This window comes from Dyadobacter psychrophilus (assembly GCF_900167945.1).
GTDB classification, from domain to species: domain Bacteria; phylum Bacteroidota; class Bacteroidia; order Cytophagales; family Spirosomataceae; genus Dyadobacter; species Dyadobacter psychrophilus.
In genome coordinates, this window is sequence record NZ_FUZA01000001.1 from 329986 (window position 1) to 346978 (window position 16993).

General features: G+C 45.0%; 16 protein-coding genes. 8 read left to right on the plus strand and 8 right to left on the minus strand.

Annotated elements, in window-relative coordinates; translation table 11 throughout:
* The first annotated feature begins 284 nt into the window (after positions 1-284).
* Positions 285-1511 (plus strand): sensor histidine kinase, encoded by a 1227-nt coding sequence (locus B5X68_RS01530; RefSeq protein WP_229208248.1) that lies wholly within the window; start codon positions 285-287, stop codon positions 1509-1511.
* Here B5X68_RS01530 and B5X68_RS01535 read toward each other — a convergent pair.
* Complete coding sequence (locus B5X68_RS01535) at positions 1478-1843, minus strand: DUF4406 domain-containing protein (protein ID WP_082212913.1); 366 nt, start codon at positions 1841-1843, stop codon at positions 1478-1480. The genes B5X68_RS01530 and B5X68_RS01535 overlap by 34 nt on opposite strands.
* A 143-nt stretch (positions 1844-1986) precedes the next feature.
* On the opposite strand from B5X68_RS01535, the gene B5X68_RS01540 reads away from it, so the two are divergent.
* The 7 genes from B5X68_RS01540 to B5X68_RS01570 all read left to right on the plus strand — a co-directional run bounded on the left by B5X68_RS01540 (position 1987) and on the right by B5X68_RS01570 (position 7953).
* Complete coding sequence (locus tag B5X68_RS01540; RefSeq protein WP_082212914.1) at positions 1987-2748, plus strand: DeoR/GlpR family DNA-binding transcription regulator; 762 nt, start codon at positions 1987-1989, stop codon at positions 2746-2748.
* Positions 2749-3025: 277 nt separating this feature from the next.
* Positions 3026-3673: a response regulator gene (locus tag B5X68_RS01545; RefSeq protein ID WP_082213936.1), complete on the plus strand. Its 648-nt coding sequence runs from the start codon at positions 3026-3028 to the stop codon at positions 3671-3673.
* Between the two features lie 94 nt (positions 3674-3767).
* Positions 3768-4166 (plus strand): response regulator, encoded by a 399-nt coding sequence (locus B5X68_RS01550; protein ID WP_082212915.1) that lies wholly within the window; start codon positions 3768-3770, stop codon positions 4164-4166.
* Positions 4167-4305: 139 nt separating this feature from the next.
* Complete coding sequence (gene kaiC, locus B5X68_RS01555) at positions 4306-6024, plus strand: circadian clock protein KaiC (protein ID WP_082212916.1); 1719 nt, start codon at positions 4306-4308, stop codon at positions 6022-6024.
* A 23-nt stretch (positions 6025-6047) separates the two neighbouring features.
* Positions 6048-6347 (plus strand): circadian clock KaiB family protein, encoded by a 300-nt coding sequence (locus B5X68_RS01560; RefSeq protein ID WP_082212917.1) that lies wholly within the window; start codon positions 6048-6050, stop codon positions 6345-6347.
* The gene (locus B5X68_RS01565; protein WP_082212918.1) at positions 6344-6667 is read left to right on the plus strand and encodes a circadian clock KaiB family protein; all 324 of its coding nucleotides are present in this window, start codon (positions 6344-6346) and stop codon (positions 6665-6667) included. Before B5X68_RS01560 ends, B5X68_RS01565 begins: the two co-directional genes overlap by 4 nt.
* On the plus strand, positions 6664-7953 hold the full coding sequence (locus B5X68_RS01570) for a PAS domain-containing sensor histidine kinase (RefSeq protein WP_082212919.1): 1290 nt from the start codon (positions 6664-6666) through the stop codon (positions 7951-7953). The genes B5X68_RS01565 and B5X68_RS01570 overlap by 4 nt, the downstream gene beginning before the upstream one ends.
* A 16-nt stretch (positions 7954-7969) precedes the next feature.
* On the opposite strand, the gene B5X68_RS01575 is transcribed toward B5X68_RS01570, so the two are convergent.
* From B5X68_RS01575 to B5X68_RS01605, 7 genes are read right to left on the minus strand one after another with little or no spacing between them, the layout of a single operon-like run.
* The gene (locus tag B5X68_RS01575) at positions 7970-9640 is read right to left on the minus strand and encodes a hypothetical protein (protein ID WP_082212920.1); all 1671 of its coding nucleotides are present in this window, start codon (positions 9638-9640) and stop codon (positions 7970-7972) included.
* Positions 9641-9676: 36 nt separating this feature from the next.
* Positions 9677-11932 (minus strand): hypothetical protein, encoded by a 2256-nt coding sequence (locus tag B5X68_RS01580; protein ID WP_082212921.1) that lies wholly within the window; start codon positions 11930-11932, stop codon positions 9677-9679.
* Positions 11925-13052: a BatA domain-containing protein gene (locus tag B5X68_RS01585; protein WP_082212922.1), complete on the minus strand. Its 1128-nt coding sequence runs from the start codon at positions 13050-13052 to the stop codon at positions 11925-11927. Before B5X68_RS01585 ends, B5X68_RS01580 begins: the two co-directional genes overlap by 8 nt.
* Complete coding sequence (locus B5X68_RS01590; protein WP_082212923.1) at positions 13053-13961, minus strand: DUF58 domain-containing protein; 909 nt, start codon at positions 13959-13961, stop codon at positions 13053-13055.
* A 47-nt stretch (positions 13962-14008) separates the two neighbouring features.
* Positions 14009-14995, minus strand: a complete 987-nt coding sequence (locus tag B5X68_RS01595; RefSeq protein ID WP_082212924.1) for an AAA family ATPase — start codon at positions 14993-14995, stop codon at positions 14009-14011.
* A 12-nt stretch (positions 14996-15007) separates the two neighbouring features.
* Entirely contained in the window at positions 15008-15628 is a 621-nt protein-coding gene (locus B5X68_RS01600) for a DUF4159 domain-containing protein (protein WP_082212925.1), read from the minus strand.
* Positions 15625-16962 carry a TldD/PmbA family protein gene (locus B5X68_RS01605; protein WP_082212926.1) on the minus strand — a complete coding sequence of 446 codons (1338 nt, stop codon included), beginning with the start codon at positions 16960-16962 and terminating at the stop codon, positions 15625-15627. Before B5X68_RS01605 ends, B5X68_RS01600 begins: the two co-directional genes overlap by 4 nt.
* Positions 16963-16993 lie beyond the last annotated feature (31 nt).

The window sequence follows — 16993 nt, forward strand, 5'->3', positions numbered from 1 at the left end:
ATTTGGAATTTCGATAAACATATGATTTTTCTTAACTGATTTAATCGAACGTTCCATTATTTCGCGATCTTTACAATGAGTTCCTAACCTTCCATTAGACCTAAAACATAGAGACTGTTTTGCGTTTCAAAACCACGCTTTACAATTTTTGGATTAAATTATCTGGGCCGCCTACCGAATTCCCTCTGAATGCCCGGATATTTCATTCGGTATGCCTAATCTCATTCGCTGCCCTGAGTTACAATGTGCCATTTAACTACTTTATAGGGTTACCTAAAATAGCTTTGATCAGCCTGATCGTGCTGCTGGTAACTGCATCCTTATATTACACTTCCCGCTTCCGCAACCAGTTTGGCACCTCGATTCTGATTGCCAATATTGTGGGACTTATATTGTTCATATTCAATTATTTCCTGAATTCCGGGCTGCGCGGCCCTACGGACCTCTTTTTCCTGCTATTTTTATTGTTAAGCATTGGAATAAGTCCGGCAAACCAATACAAAATCTGGATCCCGGTCAATATCCTGGTGGTTGTGACATTGAATGCAGTTGAGTATTTCTGTCCTGAAACTGTTCCTTACACATATATAGACAGGTATAGCGCATTCATTGACCACATGTCCGCATACGTTGTCGTGTCTATCCTGGCCTACATTTGCACCGATTACATCCGGCGGAGCTATGAAAGTGAAAAGAGGTCTGCGTTAGAAAAATCACAGTTTATAGTCGAGAAAAATCAACAGATCCTGAAACAAAATGTTGAGTTGGAAAGGATTAATGCTGAAAAGAACAAGCTAATGTCCATCGTCGCGCATGACGTGCGGGCGCCATTGGCCAGCATCCAGAACTTCCTCGAACTACTGACCGAGTACGACCTGGACGAAGCCGAAAGACAGGATATCAAGAGGGAGCTGCTAAATGCCACAAACGATACAATGGCTTTGCTGTCGAAGTTATTGAACTGGTCAAAATCCCAGCTTAATGGTGTTTCGGCGCACAAGGAACGGCTCAACCTGGATGAGCTGCTGAACACCACACTCGCGCTCGAAAAAAGCAGCGCCGTGCGGAAAAACATTAAACTCATTTACGACACAGACCCGACGATCGAGATTTTTGCAGACCGGGAAATGATGCAGGTTGTGTTTCGAAACCTCATTGGTAATGCGATAAAATTCACTCCTGAAGGCGGCAGGGTGCGGATCGGATCTCAACTGTCGGGTAGTGAATGCATTATTACGGTTAGCGACAACGGAATCGGGATCTCGGCAGAACGGCAGGCCGTCATTTTTTCTCTGAATGTTGAGTCCACCTACGGCACCAAAAATGAGAAAGGCGTAGGTCTGGGCTTGCTGTTAACCCAGGAATTTGTGGCAGCGCAAGATGGGAAGATCTGGTTTGAATCAGTCCCTTCGGATGGAACGACGTTTTTTATTGCTATACCGAGGCCGCCCAAATCTTCCCAGGTTACAGAGTCCGATCAATTGCAGTTGGGAACTTCCGACAAGTTGTAAAAAATCCGCAGCCCACGTTCACGGCCAATACGCACATCTTCATCTGCGCCCTTGGAAGCGCCTTCCAGACGCAGGATCGCATCGCATTTGTGCAGCAAACGCTCAGCAACCGGATAGAGGATCTCTTCATAAGGAGCGTCGCCGGGCGCTTTTGAACCAGCCAAATGCAGCAGGGGCAACGCCACCCATTCTCCAATAACCGGCAAATGACCAGCCCGAAACAAATCGAGCGTCACTGATTCTAATTTGGATAAATTCTGCTGCATGAGCGCAGGATCATCATTCGTTCCGGAACGATATGGGCCGGCCACAAGGATCATTAAACCTTTCATGATAATATTTGATTGAATTGAAATTGATTAAGCACAATTGCGTTTCATTTGATTAATATTGGATCTTTAAGAATGAAAACGCATACGCGATCAATCATTTTTGATTAAAATTGATTATTTTTGATCAAAAGTAAATCTTTACAATGAATTTCCAAGAGCGAAAGAAAAAAATCCTGACAGCGGTTGAAGAATCCGGCAGCCTGTCCGTGTTTGAATTGTCGGACAAACTGGGAATGTCGCCTGCTACCATCCGTCGTGACCTGCACGACATTGCCGAGGAAGGATTGCTCCTCCGAACGCACGGAGGTGCGATGAAGATTGAGAATCCGGTTTTGACCAGTTTCGTGGCAAAAGCAGGCTCAAATGAAGAGAACAAAGAAAAAATTGCGCAACTCGCCGCCGAATATGTGGCAGATGGCGACATCATCTTTCTTGACTGCGGCAGTACGGTTTTCAAAATGTGCAGGCATTTGAAAAAACGGAATGGCATTAAGGTTATTACCAATTCCCTGCCCATTATGGCCGAGTTGATCGATGTCCCTTCAATAAGCCTGAACCTGATCGGAGGCGAAATTGACAAGCAGCGCAAAGCAGTCCACGGCCACAAGGCCATCGAGCACATAGGTGGTTATCACGCGCATAAGGCATTTATTGGAATAGATGGAATTTCAGCACAAAATGGCCTCACCGCGCACAGCGAGCACGAATCTTCGATCACGTCTGCTTTTATTAAGAACGCTTCACAGGTTTTTGTACTGTGCGACTCGTCCAAGATTGGCAAGGACAGCCACATCAAATTTGGCAGCTTGTCACAGGTTAACAGCCTCTTTACGGATCAGGACCTGGATTCGTCCAGAAAAAAGCAGCTTGTCGAAAAAGGATTGGATGTTGTTATCGCCAAGTGACTCGCATTTTCCTAAAAAAATATCCCACCGACAAAGTCGGAAGGATATTTGTGTTACTCAACGTTAATTAATGTCCAAATCTACTGCTTAATTTTCAAATACGTATCAAGCACACCGTTATGCTCATTATCAGGCAAATACAAAAAATGAGGTTTAAAAATTAAGAATAAATTCTACAAATATTCTATAATAATAACGACATTGATGTCCTATCTTATTAAATTTGCTATTGATAAGGGATGCAAACTCATGCCTCGAAAAAGACCTGACGCCAAGAATGAAACAAATATTACTTGTCGAAGACCACTCCATTGTCAGACTGGCGACCCGTTTTCTAATCAATGACCTGATCGATTCGGCTAGCGTTTTGGAGGCATCAAATTTTCACGAGACGCTCACACACGTAGCATCATCGCACTTTGACCTGATCATTCTGGACATTGACATTCCGGGCGGCGAAGGTTTCAATATGATCCCAAAAATCAGAAAATTGCAGCCCAAAGTGTGTATTCTGATCTTCTCAGGAATGGATGAGGCACTTTATGCGATGCATTACCTCAAAGCTGGAGCGAACGGGTTTCTTGCCAAAAATGCCCCACAGCAAATGGTGAAAACAGCTATCCTGGCTGTTCTGGAAAACGGCCGATTCGTAAGCGACATTGTGCAACAGCAGCTCATGCGGCACACTTTTGAAGCCAATGCCATCAGTGAAAACCCCTTGGAAAATCTATCCCAAAGAGAGCTCGAGGTCATGGACTTGCTGCTGGAAGGTAAATGGACCAAGGAAATAGCAACGCGGCTTAATATCACAGGGAGCTCGGTGAGCACGTACAAATCCAGGATCTTCGAAAAACTCGGAGTTTCCACCATTATTGAAATGTTTGTAAAAGTCGAGCTTTACAAAAATCGCAGGCCTGGCAAATGAAATTGCCTGTAATTTCATTTGATTTATCGAAATAGCGGTTCAAAAAATGTGCAATGTGCAATTTCAAATTATATTTGCGATTCACAATCTTTAAATGAAGGAACCCAAAACCATCTATCTGGCGGATGATGACCAGGACGACCGCTTCTTCCTGCGACAGGCTATTGAAGCTGCCGATTCTTCCACCGAAATTATTGAAGTGGAAAACGGTCTCGAACTGATTTCCGTGATGAAAAAACAACCCGGGCTTCAGGCATCCCTGATCCTGATGGACATGAATATGCCTAAAATGAACGGTCTTGAAACCATTGCGGCGATCCGCGCAGATGCCGAGCTTTCGGCGGTCCCTGTTGTAATGATCTCTACGTCGTCCAATTCTTCACTTATTGAAATGGCTTATGAAGCGGGTGCGGATAGTTTCATTACAAAACCAAGCACATTTGAGGAATTCAATCAGCTTGGAATTCAATTAACCGAAAGATTCCTTTCCTAATTTACTCACTTTGGGTGTGGATTACCATCTTAAAAACTTCAATTTTCTGCTTTAACGTGGTTTCAAGTGAATTGGTACGGTATTTGTAAACCAGACAGCAACACGTTAACTCAAGGCGAATCAGAACAGCATAATTTCAATGAACACCAAATCCTCTGACTCACAGACCAGCCTGCCGTACCTGCGGAAGTCTCGCACCGGCATCAAAGGTTTAGATGAAATCACTATTGGAGGCTTTCCGCAGGGAAGACCGACCTTAATTTGCGGCTCTGCGGGATGCGGCAAGACACTTTTCTCCATTGAATTTTTAGTACATGGTGCGCTGGAATATGGCGAACCGGGCGTCTTCGTTGCTTTCGAAGAAAAGACCGAAGAGTTGACTGTTAATGTCGCCTCGCTTGGGTTTGACCTTGCCCAAATGCAAAAAGACAAGCTGATCAAGCTTGATCATATTCATATCGAAAGAAGTGAAATAGAAGAAACAGGCGAATACGATTTGAATGGTCTGTTTATTAGGCTTGGCCATGCGATTGATAGCATTGGTGCGAAACGGGTTGTACTGGACACCATAGAAAGTCTTTTTTCAGGGCTTAATAATGAAGCAATCATACGTGCGGAACTGAGAAGACTGTTTGAATGGCTCAAAGACAGAAATGTTACGACAATCATCACCGGTGAAAAAGGAGAAGGAACGCTTACGCGCCAGGGACTTGAAGAATACGTTTCAGATTGCGTGATTTTGCTTGATCACCGCGTTGAAAACAAGATTTCGACGCGACTTTTAAGAATTGTTAAATACCGGGGCTCCGTGCATGGAACCAACGAATATCCCTTCCTGATCGATGAAGACGGCATTTCTGTATTGCCAGTGACATCCCTCACACTATCGCATGACGCCTCCTCCGACCGAATTTCTTCTGGTATACCTGCATTGAATAAAATGCTGGGCGGCGAAGGATTTTTCAGGGGCAGCAGCATTCTTGTATCCGGGACCGCAGGGACAGGTAAAACCAGCATTGCAGGTTCATTTGCTAATGAAACATGCGTCAACGGCGAACGGTGCATATACTTTGCTTTTGAAGAATCCCCCAGGCAGATCGTGCGCAACATGCGCTCCATAGGCATTGATTTACAAACACATATAGATAATGAACTGCTAATGTTTCACGCTTCCAGGCCCACATTAAACGGACTGGAAATGCATTTGCTTGCTATAAACAAGCTGATCGGGCAATTCAAACCCACCACCGTTGTGGTTGACCCGATCACTAACCTGATCACCGTTGGCTCGGTCAGTGAAGTGAAGAGCGTGTTGATCCGACTCATCGATTTTCTTCAATCTCAGGGCATTACAGTGTTATTTACCGCTCTTTCTCTGAACGACAACATTTCAGAACAAACAGATGAAAGCGTTTCTTCGCTCGTGGATGCCTGGCTGCTCGTACGCGATATTGAATTTAATGGTGAACGCAACAGAGGACTTTACGTGATGAAATCACGGGGTATGAAGCATTCCAACCAAGTGAGAGAATTTGTGATCAGTGATAACGGCCTGGACCTTGTGGATGTGTTCCTGGGACCGGATGGCGTGCTCACAGGTTCGGCGAGAGAAGCGCAGCAGTTGCTTGAACAAACGGGCGTGGCGCTGAGAGATCACGCAGTTTCCCGGAAGGACAGGGAAATTGAGCGTAAAAGAATGGTGCTGGAATCCAAAATCAGCGGCCTGAAAGAAGAATTCGAATCCTTGCAGGAAGAACTAAATAAAACCTTCATTGAAGAGGATCTCAAAAAAGAAGTATATGAAAAGAACCGGCAGGAAATTTCCCGAATCCGGGACAATGGCAAAACAACGGAGTAATAAAGTGCACCAAACCAATATAAATGGAAGATAAAGAAGAAATATGGGAGTTAAGATTGTATGTGGCCGGCAAAACCGCGAAGTCGGTTACAGCGCTCACAAATCTTAAAAGATATTGTGAAGAACATTTAAAAGACAAATACGTCATCGAAGTAATTGATCTCCTTTTACAGCCCCAGTTGGCAGAGGGCGATCAGATTCTTGCGATCCCCACACTTGTAAAGAAAGTGCCGGAACCAATCCGTAAGATTATTGGTGACCTTTCCAACGAAGAAAAAGTATTGGTTGGATTAAACATACGCCCTGCAAAAAGAACAGAATGAACGGAAACACAGATACTGAGCCGATTGACCTAACTGACGATAACGATCACTACGTGCTTCGGCTGTTTGTAACAGGCGCATCCCTTAATTCAAGACGAGCGGTTGTCAACATAAAAGAAATCTGTGAAACCTATATGAAGGATAAATATTCATTGGAGATCATTGACGTTTACCAACAAAAAACTATTGCTGAAAAAGAACAGATCATTGCTTTACCCCTACTAATCAAAAGTGCACCGCTTCCGGCCAGAAGATTAATCGGCGATATGTCCGACACAAAAAAAGTACTAAAAGGTCTGGGAATTTCGATTGGAACATGAATAAGCAGAAGACATACGAGGAGCTATTACAGGAAAACGACGAGTTGCACCAACAACTGGAAGAAGCGACGGATACGATCCATGCAATCCGGTCGGGTCAGGTGGATGCGCTCGTTGTGAAAAATCCGGATGGCGGGCACCAGTTGTTTACACTCAAAACGGCTGACCAGACTTATCGTGTGTTCATCGAAAAAATGAATGAAGGAGCTGTAACGCTCAATCATGAGGGCCTGATACTTTATTGCAATTCGATGTTCGCCTCCATGATCAATATGCCATTGTCAAGGGTCCTGGGCTTACATTTCAGTGATTTTATTGCCGAGGGTTTTCACGCCATATATCGGGATCTGTTCGATAACGGCTGGAAAGAAGATAGTAAAACAGAACTTTGCATTGCCAGAGGCGGAGAACTGGTTCCCTGCCAGCTTTCGGTAACCATGCTTCAATTGGACGAAGGCCCTGCGCTAAGTATTATTCTCACAGATCTTTCATTCCAAAAAGAAATTCAACAACTGCTCAAACTCAACAATTTACGCCTCGCTGAGATTAATACAGAGCTGGAAATGAGTAATCACGATTTGCAGCAGTTCGCATCCATCGCCTCGCACGACCTTCAGGAGCCTTTGCGTAAAATATTGATTTTCTCTACCATGCTCAGGAACAAACTGATCCATGAGCTTTCGGATGAGAATGTCATGTACCTGGATAAAATTATCGGGTCTTCGCAAAGAATGCGAAACATGATCATGGATATCCTGAGCTATTCAAGGCTTTCGACCAATCTCAACAATTTCGCTGTCACCAGCCTAAACGATGTTATTGACGAAGTGCTTGAAGATTACGAGATCTTGATCTTAGAAAAAAAGGCCGAGATTATTGTGGATAAATTACCTGATGTTGAAGTCAACCGGGGACAAATAAAACAGGTTTTCCAAAATCTGATCAGCAATTCCATCAAATTCTCAAAACCGGGACTAGCCCCTGTTATCCGCATTTCCGGAGGCTTACATGAAGATTCAGAAGCATCTCTCAAAGATTCTACCGAAGCAACAAACTGTTTTATCACGGTTTCTGACAACGGAATCGGTTTTGATGAATTATACTATGAAAAGATTTTCTCGCTGTTCGAAAGACTGAACACAAAAGACAAATATGAGGGATCAGGCATAGGACTGGCCATTACCAAAAAAATCATCGATAAGCACAATGGCAGCATTTCCGTCACAAGCAAAGAAGGCGAAGGCGCCGTTTTTGAGCTAACCTTGCCCGTTACGCAGCGCGGTTAGGATTTACCGTAAGCAGCTATAATTTTCGCTCAATCCAAACAGCGAGAAAACAGCCCATTAACAGCGCGAACCACATCCAATCTGAAAGTTCCCTTCTAGTTCCTTTTCCGTTCTGATATGAAACTATCGGTCCGCTTTCCGATTGTTGTTGAAGAGTATGATAAGATTTCACAAAATCCGTTAGCCCAGCCGTATTGTGGAGATCGCTCGCAACCGCCTCGTTTTCCACGTACATTTCAATTTTCAGCGAGTCATTGGAGCGGACCCAGCCAGATTCCGTGGGTTTGAAACGGGCTTTTGCCGACTTCGTATTTAATGATGAAACATTTGTAAAAAGTGTATCTGAACCGATTTTGACGAACTTAGGTGTGGTTGAAAAACCATTCAAAGCAATTTCTGCATTAACGCCCGTAAAAAGTGGCGCTTTGACTTCGACATTATTTCCAACCGCTGGCAGAACAGGCGAAAAAACCTCGTCCCATACTTTTTGATAACTTACGCTATCCCCTGATAATTGAAGTGGAAACGTTTCGTTGAGCAAACTCACACCAACCTTCCCCCGAGTTTTTTCAACCGCGACGGGCAATGCGTGGGAAATAAGATATCGATTGCTTTGTACAAATCGGAAAGGCAATGCGGTGAGTCCGGGCTTTATAGAAACCGTTTCCTTCGCTGTGATCCTGCTTACATGCAACCGGGTCCCCAAAGCGACATTAATTGCCTTTATCTCCGCGACAGGATCCGTAAGATTGACAAAAAGAATACTTTTCCCATTTGCTAATCCCTTCCTAACCAGACTGTTGCCAGCACTGCCGGCGTCCGTTATGATTACATCCGGTTCTTTCGCCTTGTTGATCGTTTGCTGGCTCCTGATGTCTTTCGATAATGTGGTTGCATAAATCACAGAGTGCCCGGATTTTCCCAGCCAATTTGCCAGCGCACGGCTTTCAAAGTCCGGACTGTCAAGAATAAATTGGAAAGTCAGCTTCTCCGATGGTCTTGCAAAAAAACGAAGAGTGTCCTTCACATTTTCGCCCATAGCAAGTTCCACCGCCATCCTACCCTGTGCAAAAACGGGAAATTGAACTTTGAATTGATTAAAGCCCGTTTCTAGAACAGTGCTATCAAGAGTTTCATTTCCGTAGCGGATTCTCAAAACCTGCCTTCTGGAAGAATTCACACTGCCTCGCACAACTTGCAATTCGCCCTTTCGCAAAACCCCTCTCCAATGCAAACTTTGCAACTGATCTTCCGCGAAGTATGGAATCCATTGAAGCTGGTTGGGCAATGTTTTCGCGCGCATGATAGCCTGGAACATTTCCGGCTGAAAATCCTGCCCTACCAGAATCAATGTGTCGAAGCCTGCATTTTTGAAATCACCGACAACCGCATTTTTCGAACCGGTAATGCTATCTCTCAATGCATTAGCCCTCGCAGCAGGGACATCTTTTCCAACAAAAAGACCAGTAACAGAATCGGCATCCCGGAGCAAATACGGCTGAATGATAAATGCGATTACTGCCAGCCATAGCAGCACATTTAAGCAAAGCCTGATCCAATGTCTCGACGAAAAAACATTATCATTATTTCTAAACAAGACCAGCCACAGCTGCAATGGAAGCAACGCAATGGCAAGAGTCAAAATGAGGAGGTTTATGGGCTCTGACCAGTTAAAGTCGAATTGCATCTTGCGTATTTTTAAACGGGCAGGCCGTTTTTATGGTTATTGTAACTTTTTCCAAAATGCCGCTTCCAGCTTTTTGTCGCTGGAATAACCGCGCCTGCTTTGTTCCGAACGATTCGCATATTGGAATAAATCCTTTTTCAAATGCTGTCTTTCTTTCAATGACAATGCTTTTCCACTAACCAGTTTCTGCAACGACCCTATCATTTCCCAGTTTTGCAATCCGCCATTGAATGGTCCGCTGTTAATGAGCCGGTCGGATAATGTTCCACCGGCCAGGCGCAATCTGGATTGTTGTTCATTATCAAGTTTTTGGTAGCCCAAAAAGCCTGAAACTTCGGCGGCAAGCTGAGCAATTGTCTTCTCCCTGTAAAACTTTTCAGCATTGAGGTCATTGCTAATGTCCTTAAATTCACCAGATAACCGCTTCTCCTGTTCCTTGATCGGTGGCGGATCGTAACCGCTTTTCTTCACATAAGTCCGCGCCTTATGCTGGGCAGATTTAAGGAATTCTAACGCCTTATGCTCAAAAGGAAGTGCCTTTTCCGGCTCATATAAGCGCAAATGCAACTCTGACTGCCACATTTGCTCCAATGCCATTTTCAGCAAACTTCGTGTCGATTGCTCATAAAAGGTGTTCGTTTCCGCATCATCGTGCGCATGTACATATTGCTCCATTAATGCCGCCAACTGATCTTTTTCGCCCGCTTCCCCCTGCCCTTTTCCGTGGTCGTGCCCGTCATGATCATCCTTATGTGCAGGCCCTTCGGCCGAGCGCGGCGCGGCCGCGCCACGTTCGGCCACGCCACGTTCGGAAGCTTCGCCTTCACCATCGGACTTGTGCGTGAAAGCGTCCAGCATATTTTCACCGGATGGAATCGCCGCTTCCGGTGCCCCGCCGCCCCCAATGCTTGTTTCAAATTCCTCTCCCAAATATTGCCCGTAACGCAGCCTCAGCACCTTTTGGTCAAAACCAATCTCGTTTGAGACCGAAGCAAATTCCTTTTGCGGCAACTTTTTACGCCTTGCAATGAGCTTCTCCGTGTCAATGATAATCTGCCGCTGACTTCTGAAATATTCCGGCATAATGTTCACCGCCATCGTCGCCAACTCCGCCTCCTCAACATTCGAGGTGTCCTTATATACAAGAAAGTAAGTGTCTGATTTACTGAAATTTGCTTGCGGTGATTTGTTGTCGACTGCTGCCCAGTAATAATATAATTCGTCGCCGGGCGTAAAATTCAGATCGTTAAGATTGATCTCTTTTTGTAAGTTGGCTTCTTTGAAATCTGTTGGCGCTAGTGGAAATTTCACTTCCCGAAACTTGACATTCTCCCCGGATCCTCTTGCCAGTGTTGCTACGATAAATGCCTGCCTGACAAGAAAGTCATCCGCGATTTTGGCAGAGATCTTAATCGTTTTAGCATCTTTTAAGAAGTGATATTTATACAAATCCTTTGACGCTGGTTGAATTTTCGGCGCCAGATCGGGTAATGCTTCCAACCTGTAAAAATCGGATTGGTAAACCAGTGAATCCTTCCAATAACCCTTCATCGCATACAACCCCGATCCCGTAATCCTGTCCGAATGAATAAATAACCCGTTCTGTTTTCGAAATGGAATTTCCTCGCCACGGTTATTGGTAAGCCGAAGCACCAGATTTTCTGAGTGATTAAACTTAACCTTCCAGGTTAATGCAGAACCTGCTATTGTGCTAACATTCAAATCCTTGGATTCCCGCATTGGCAACTTGGTATAAGCTGGCGGGGTGATGTGGATGCGTGCAGACTCAAATTCAGGAGCGAGCAACATATTTGCTTTCTGAGATCTTGCCTCCTCTGTTCGAACGCTATCCGGCGATTTTTTATCAAAAGAAATTGCTGGATAAATGAAATGGAATGTCAGCGCCACCAAAAATATGCCCAGGTAAGCTGTCAGGCCACTATAAAGTTTGGCAAAAGGAAAATTGTAATCACGACTTGTAATGCGCTCCAATTGCAATTGTTCTGCAATGTTCAAGTCAGGCTTTTCCAAAAGGTGCAAACTGTATTCCGTTTCGCCCACGTGATTATGAATCAGCGAAATCGCCTTTTCTCTCCTGTTCTTGTAAATTTCGGTAAGCAAAATGCCCGTGCATAACCCCGCAAATGCTGCAAAAATGCTGGCAACGTGATAAGGCCCGGCAAATGTCGAAGTGAAAAGATAGGCCGCACTGGCAAGCAGCAAGCAACGCAATAAAGCGCTCGCGTAAAGCTGGCTGGTTACCGAACCGATCATTTTTCTTAATTCATGCATGAATTCGCACCGTCTTTTGATTGAGTGAAATCCAACGTTCCAGCATTAATGTTAATACAAAAAGCAGCAGTAACCATTTTTGCAAACTATTTGCCGACTGTCCTTTTTCCGGCTTAACACGCTCAAATCCTGCATATAACTGCTTCTGGCTTAACGCATTTCTATTTTTATCCAGATCATAATGTTTTATCAACAATTCTCCCAGCCACTCAGGCAATTGACCGTTCTGCACAATAGGAGAAGTTGCCAACCGCAACGAATCGTCAATCTGGACGACATTTGCAGATACATTGTCAGCATTATTTCCCACGGGCACAACATATAATGTTTGCGCATTTCGGTTCATTATGGGCTTGTCTGTGAAGATCCAGTCATATTGAGTTTGTGAGGCGGTTTTCAAATCAATATCAAACGGTATTTCAAAAACCTCCGCCAATGCCTCCACACCAGCCTGCACAGTTTCCGCTTCATCCGGATTGCGATAATCGATCAGGACGCTTATGTTGTCTTTACCAAGTTTCGCAGCCAATCCAATCAACGGATTCTCCGATTTCCGCGCTGAATCTTTAATAGCATGCAATTTGTAGGTTCCGGGAATGAAAATTTTGGGTAAATAGCTTACTATCTGATTGTTATTAAGGTATAAATTCAAATGCGTTTCGTCATTTGCAATGTGATTAATGCTCTGCTGTAACAAAGCCAAACCGCTTTTTTCTTCCGGGATCAATCCAGTGTCTGTCACAAGCTTTAAATCAGCACCAAGCCAGACCAGTTTTTCTTTCTTTTTCAGCGCAGTTTCAAGCTCAAACCGGAAGTTGCTGACAACTTTTGAATCAGCCTGCACCAAATGAACTTCCTCTTTTTTATTGTCTTTGCCAAACCAGCTTAAAATCGGCTGGCTCAGTAACATAGTAAGCAGTATAACGAGCAAGCAGCGGATCAAAAGCAGAGGAATTTCGTCCAGCCTTATGCCCCGGTGCTGCAGCGAAGTTTTATCAATAAGCCATTGTGAAGCCGCCCAGGCAATTTGTTTGCCCTTTTTTTGATACCAAAAATGAATGATCACCGGCAAGGCCACCGCCAATATTCCCCACAGCATATATGGATTCAAAAACTCCATTTACCCTTTCCGTTTTGTTAAAAAAGCCTTCAAAACCATTCCGATCGGATCGCTCATGCGTGCACGGACAAGGCTCACATGCGGAATTTGCAACGCCTCTTTCAATTGCTGCAAATACAAATCTGCCGATTCCCGAAACCTTTCCCGCACCGATCCGGCATCCAATTCCACTTCTCTGCCCGTTTCGAGGTCCTTAAACCGGTAAAAACCTTCGAGATTAAAATCCACTTCCTGATCCCCCAGGATCTGGAAGACAACGATTTCACGGTAAGGACTCGCCAGCGACCTGATCAGGTTCAGCCATTCGTCCTGCGCCTGCAAAAAGTCACTGACAAAGATCAGCTGCTCTTTTTTCTTAGATTGCAGCTCAGGAAATTTTATTTTCCCATCACTTTCAGCATTCCGTAGCCAGGGTCCGTCTGCAACCGTTTTCTCCAAACCCACCAGGATTTTCTGAAATGCCTGCTTGCCGGAAGACGCCGCGCCAGTTGCGGAAACGGTTTGTATAGCGCTGTCCCTCAATGTATACAAACTCATCTGATCATTCTGAATATAGCAAAGATAACTCAGGGAGGCGAGCAGTATTTGGGCATATTGAAGCCTGCTGACACCATTTTCAGTGTAATTCATGGAACCGGAAAGGTCAAGGAGAAAGCGGACTTGCTTATCGCTTTCTGTTGATGATTCCCGGATCAAATGTTTGTCTGTCCTTGCAAAAAGCTTCCAATCAATGCGTTTCGGATCATCGCCCGGCTCATAATGTCGATACTGCTCAAATTCTACGCCTATCCCTGACCGCTTACTCACATGGATGCCCAGCATCAGTTCCTCACTCACCAGCTTCCCGGTCAGTTGCAAATTTTTTAGCTTGATCAGCTGGGAGGCTAGCAGGCCGGTGCTACCTTTCATAAAATTATATGTGAATTTGATGTTTCATGCCTCCGCGTTCAACGCTCCTAAACCTTCACCGTTTGCAGCAATTGCTCAATCACCTGATCCGTGTTAATGTTTTCGGCTTCGGCGCGGAAATTCATAGCGATTCTGTGGCGAAGCACGGGATAAGCCAATGTTTGAATGTCTTCCGGAATTACAGAAAAGCGCTCATTCAGGACTGCACGGGCTTTGGCACATAATACGAGCGCTTGCCCGGCGCGAGGCCCGGCCCCCCAATCGCACCATTCTTTGACAAATTCGGATGGGCTGCCCTCCGGTCTGGTCGCCCGAACGAGGCGATTGATCCATTGGATAAGGTCATCGCTGATGTGCACTTGGCGTGTCAATTTTTGCAAATCGACGATTTCGGAATCCGCCAAAACGCGCTCAATGTTGGCTTTGAACGATCCTGTTGTGCCTTTAAGAACGTCCAGTTCCTCTTGCTCATTGGGATAATTCAATTTGATATAAAGCAAAAAACGGTCGAGCTGAGCTTCTGGCAACGGATATGTCCCGGCTTGTTCTATTGGATTTTGCGTGGCAATGATCAGGAATGGATTGGGCAGCTCGTAATTTGTCCCGCCATAAGTGACCGATTTCTCCTGCATGGCTTCCAGTAGAGCGGCCTGCGTTTTAGGAGGCGTCCGGTTAATTTCGTCAGCCAGAACAACATTGGCGAAAACCGGCCCGCGGTTGAATTTGAAAAACTTCTTGCCGGTTTCGTGGTCTTCTTCCAAAATCTCCGTTCCCACTATATCGCCCGGCATCAGGTCCGGCGTGAACTGGATCCGTTTGAAGCTCATATGCAGCGCTTCTGACATGGTTTTCACCATTAATGTTTTCGCAAGGCCAGGCACGCCTTCCAGCAAACAATGTCCCGAAGCAAGCAGGGAAATCAGTATTTCATCAATGGCTTCCTGCTGCCCGACAATCACTTTTGCAATTTCCTTTTTCAGCAGTGGCAGCTTGGCTACAAGCGTTTTATAATGGGTTAGGTTGTTTGTTTCCAATAGAAAATTGAGTTAGCTGGCATTCAATGCATAAACCACGATATTCACACCGAAACGCGTATTATCGACGGCCAAAAAGCGTTTGTTCCTAAAATCATAATCCCATTCGCAGCCGTAATCTTTATTGCTGTATAACACGCCGATCCGTCCGTTGACTGTTATCGCTTTGAGATAATCGTGCACAAGATCATCGCCCCAGCCATTCAACTCGAATGAAGTTGTCGGTGGGCCTTCTTCAAATTTGAAAAAACTGTGGTATAGCGGATGGTTATTGGGGATTTTCTGCAAGGCTTTGGGACCAAATGTCCGTTCCATTTCCTGTTCGAAAGATTTGGCAAAAAGTCCGTCGATATCGTGGTTGCAATCGTCCACAAAAACGAAGCCGCCATTTTGCACATATCGCCGGAAATGATCCCGTTCCTGCGTCGAAAATTCAACGAGCTTGTGCCCGCTCAGATAGCAAAAGGGACTTTTGAAAATTTCATTGCTATTGAGTTGCACCACTTTTTCCTTCTCATCAATGGGAATTGTGGTGTATTCAACCAGCGAATGCAGCAAATTGGAAGGCATTCGCTGGTCGGTGTCCCAGTTTCCGGACGTGTATTGAATTCGTGTAAAGAAAAAAGGCTTCAAACTGCGTCGGAAAGTGAAGAAAATGTAAACTCCCTGATTTTCATGGGTGGAACCATATAATTTCTGTCCGACTCCGTGCTCACAACCCTTTCTGATTTACCCAATGTTTCCAGATTGTTCAGCATGATAACCGGACTTTCGTTGAAACGGAAATTCTTGACCGGATGCTTAATGACACCGTTTTCAATGTAAAAAGTCCCGTCACGGGTAAGTCCTGTAAGCAGCAACGTTTGCGGATCCACTTCTCGGATATACCAAAGTTTGGTTACTAAAATCCCTTGTTTCGTGGATTTGATCAACTCTTCCATCGTAGCAGTTCCGCCGTCCATAATCACATTGCTGGGAGAAGGAACGGCCTTCACATTATTCTTTTGTGCCCAATAGCGCGAATAGATCATGTTTTTAACAACACCTTTCTCTATCCAGGTTATTTTATCCAAAGGCTGACCATCCCCTGCCCACGGCGATGCGGGCAAATCCGGGTGCGTTGGATCAGAGTAAATGTTAACGCGCTCGTCCACGATTTTTTCTCCCAACTTCGTCTTTCCGCCCGGCTTGCTCAGGAATGAACGGCCTTCGTCTGCGCTTCTTGCATCAAAGTTGAAATAGATATTTTCTAATAAAACCGCTGCTGCCGTTGGTTCCAGGATGACGGTATATTTTCCGGGCTCCAATGCTTTTGCATTCATGGAACCCATCGCTTTTTGGATGGCAATGGTTGTTGCAGCAGCCGTATCCAGTTTATTTACATCACTATAACCCCTTGCAATGTAACCCGAACCGGTCCCGTCCGGCGTGCGGACAGTGAGCGAAAAGTTGACGCTCGTGCTAGGGTAATACGCGAATAATCCTTTCGAGTTCATCATGGCAGAATAACCTTTCTGATTGTCCAGGAAACCTGCCGCTGTTAAATTTTTTGCTCTCGATAATTCAAGGCTTTTTGCAACCGCATCCGCGCGTTTATCTGCATTAATACCTGCTGTCGATTCAAAGAATCCGGACGATTTCAGATAAGTCTGCGGTTCCAGAATACTCACATATTCGGGGTTTTCCGGCGCCAGCTGTGCAAGTTCTTCGGACCTTCTCACCACCTTCTCCAACGATTCCTCGCTGAATTCATCAATAGTTGCAACGCCTACCTTTTTACCAAAAGACGATTGAACCGACAAATTCTGATTAATCAGCGATCCGCTTGTGGACACTTCGTTTCTTGCGTAACGCAGGTTGCCGCGCTCCTCGCCCAGCAGGTTTATTTCGCATTCATCCGCTTTGGAGTAAGCCAGCACTTTTTGCAACAATGCTTTCGCTTCTGATTCAGTTAATATGATTGACATGGTTTACAATTTTGAATGAGTGAATGAGCGA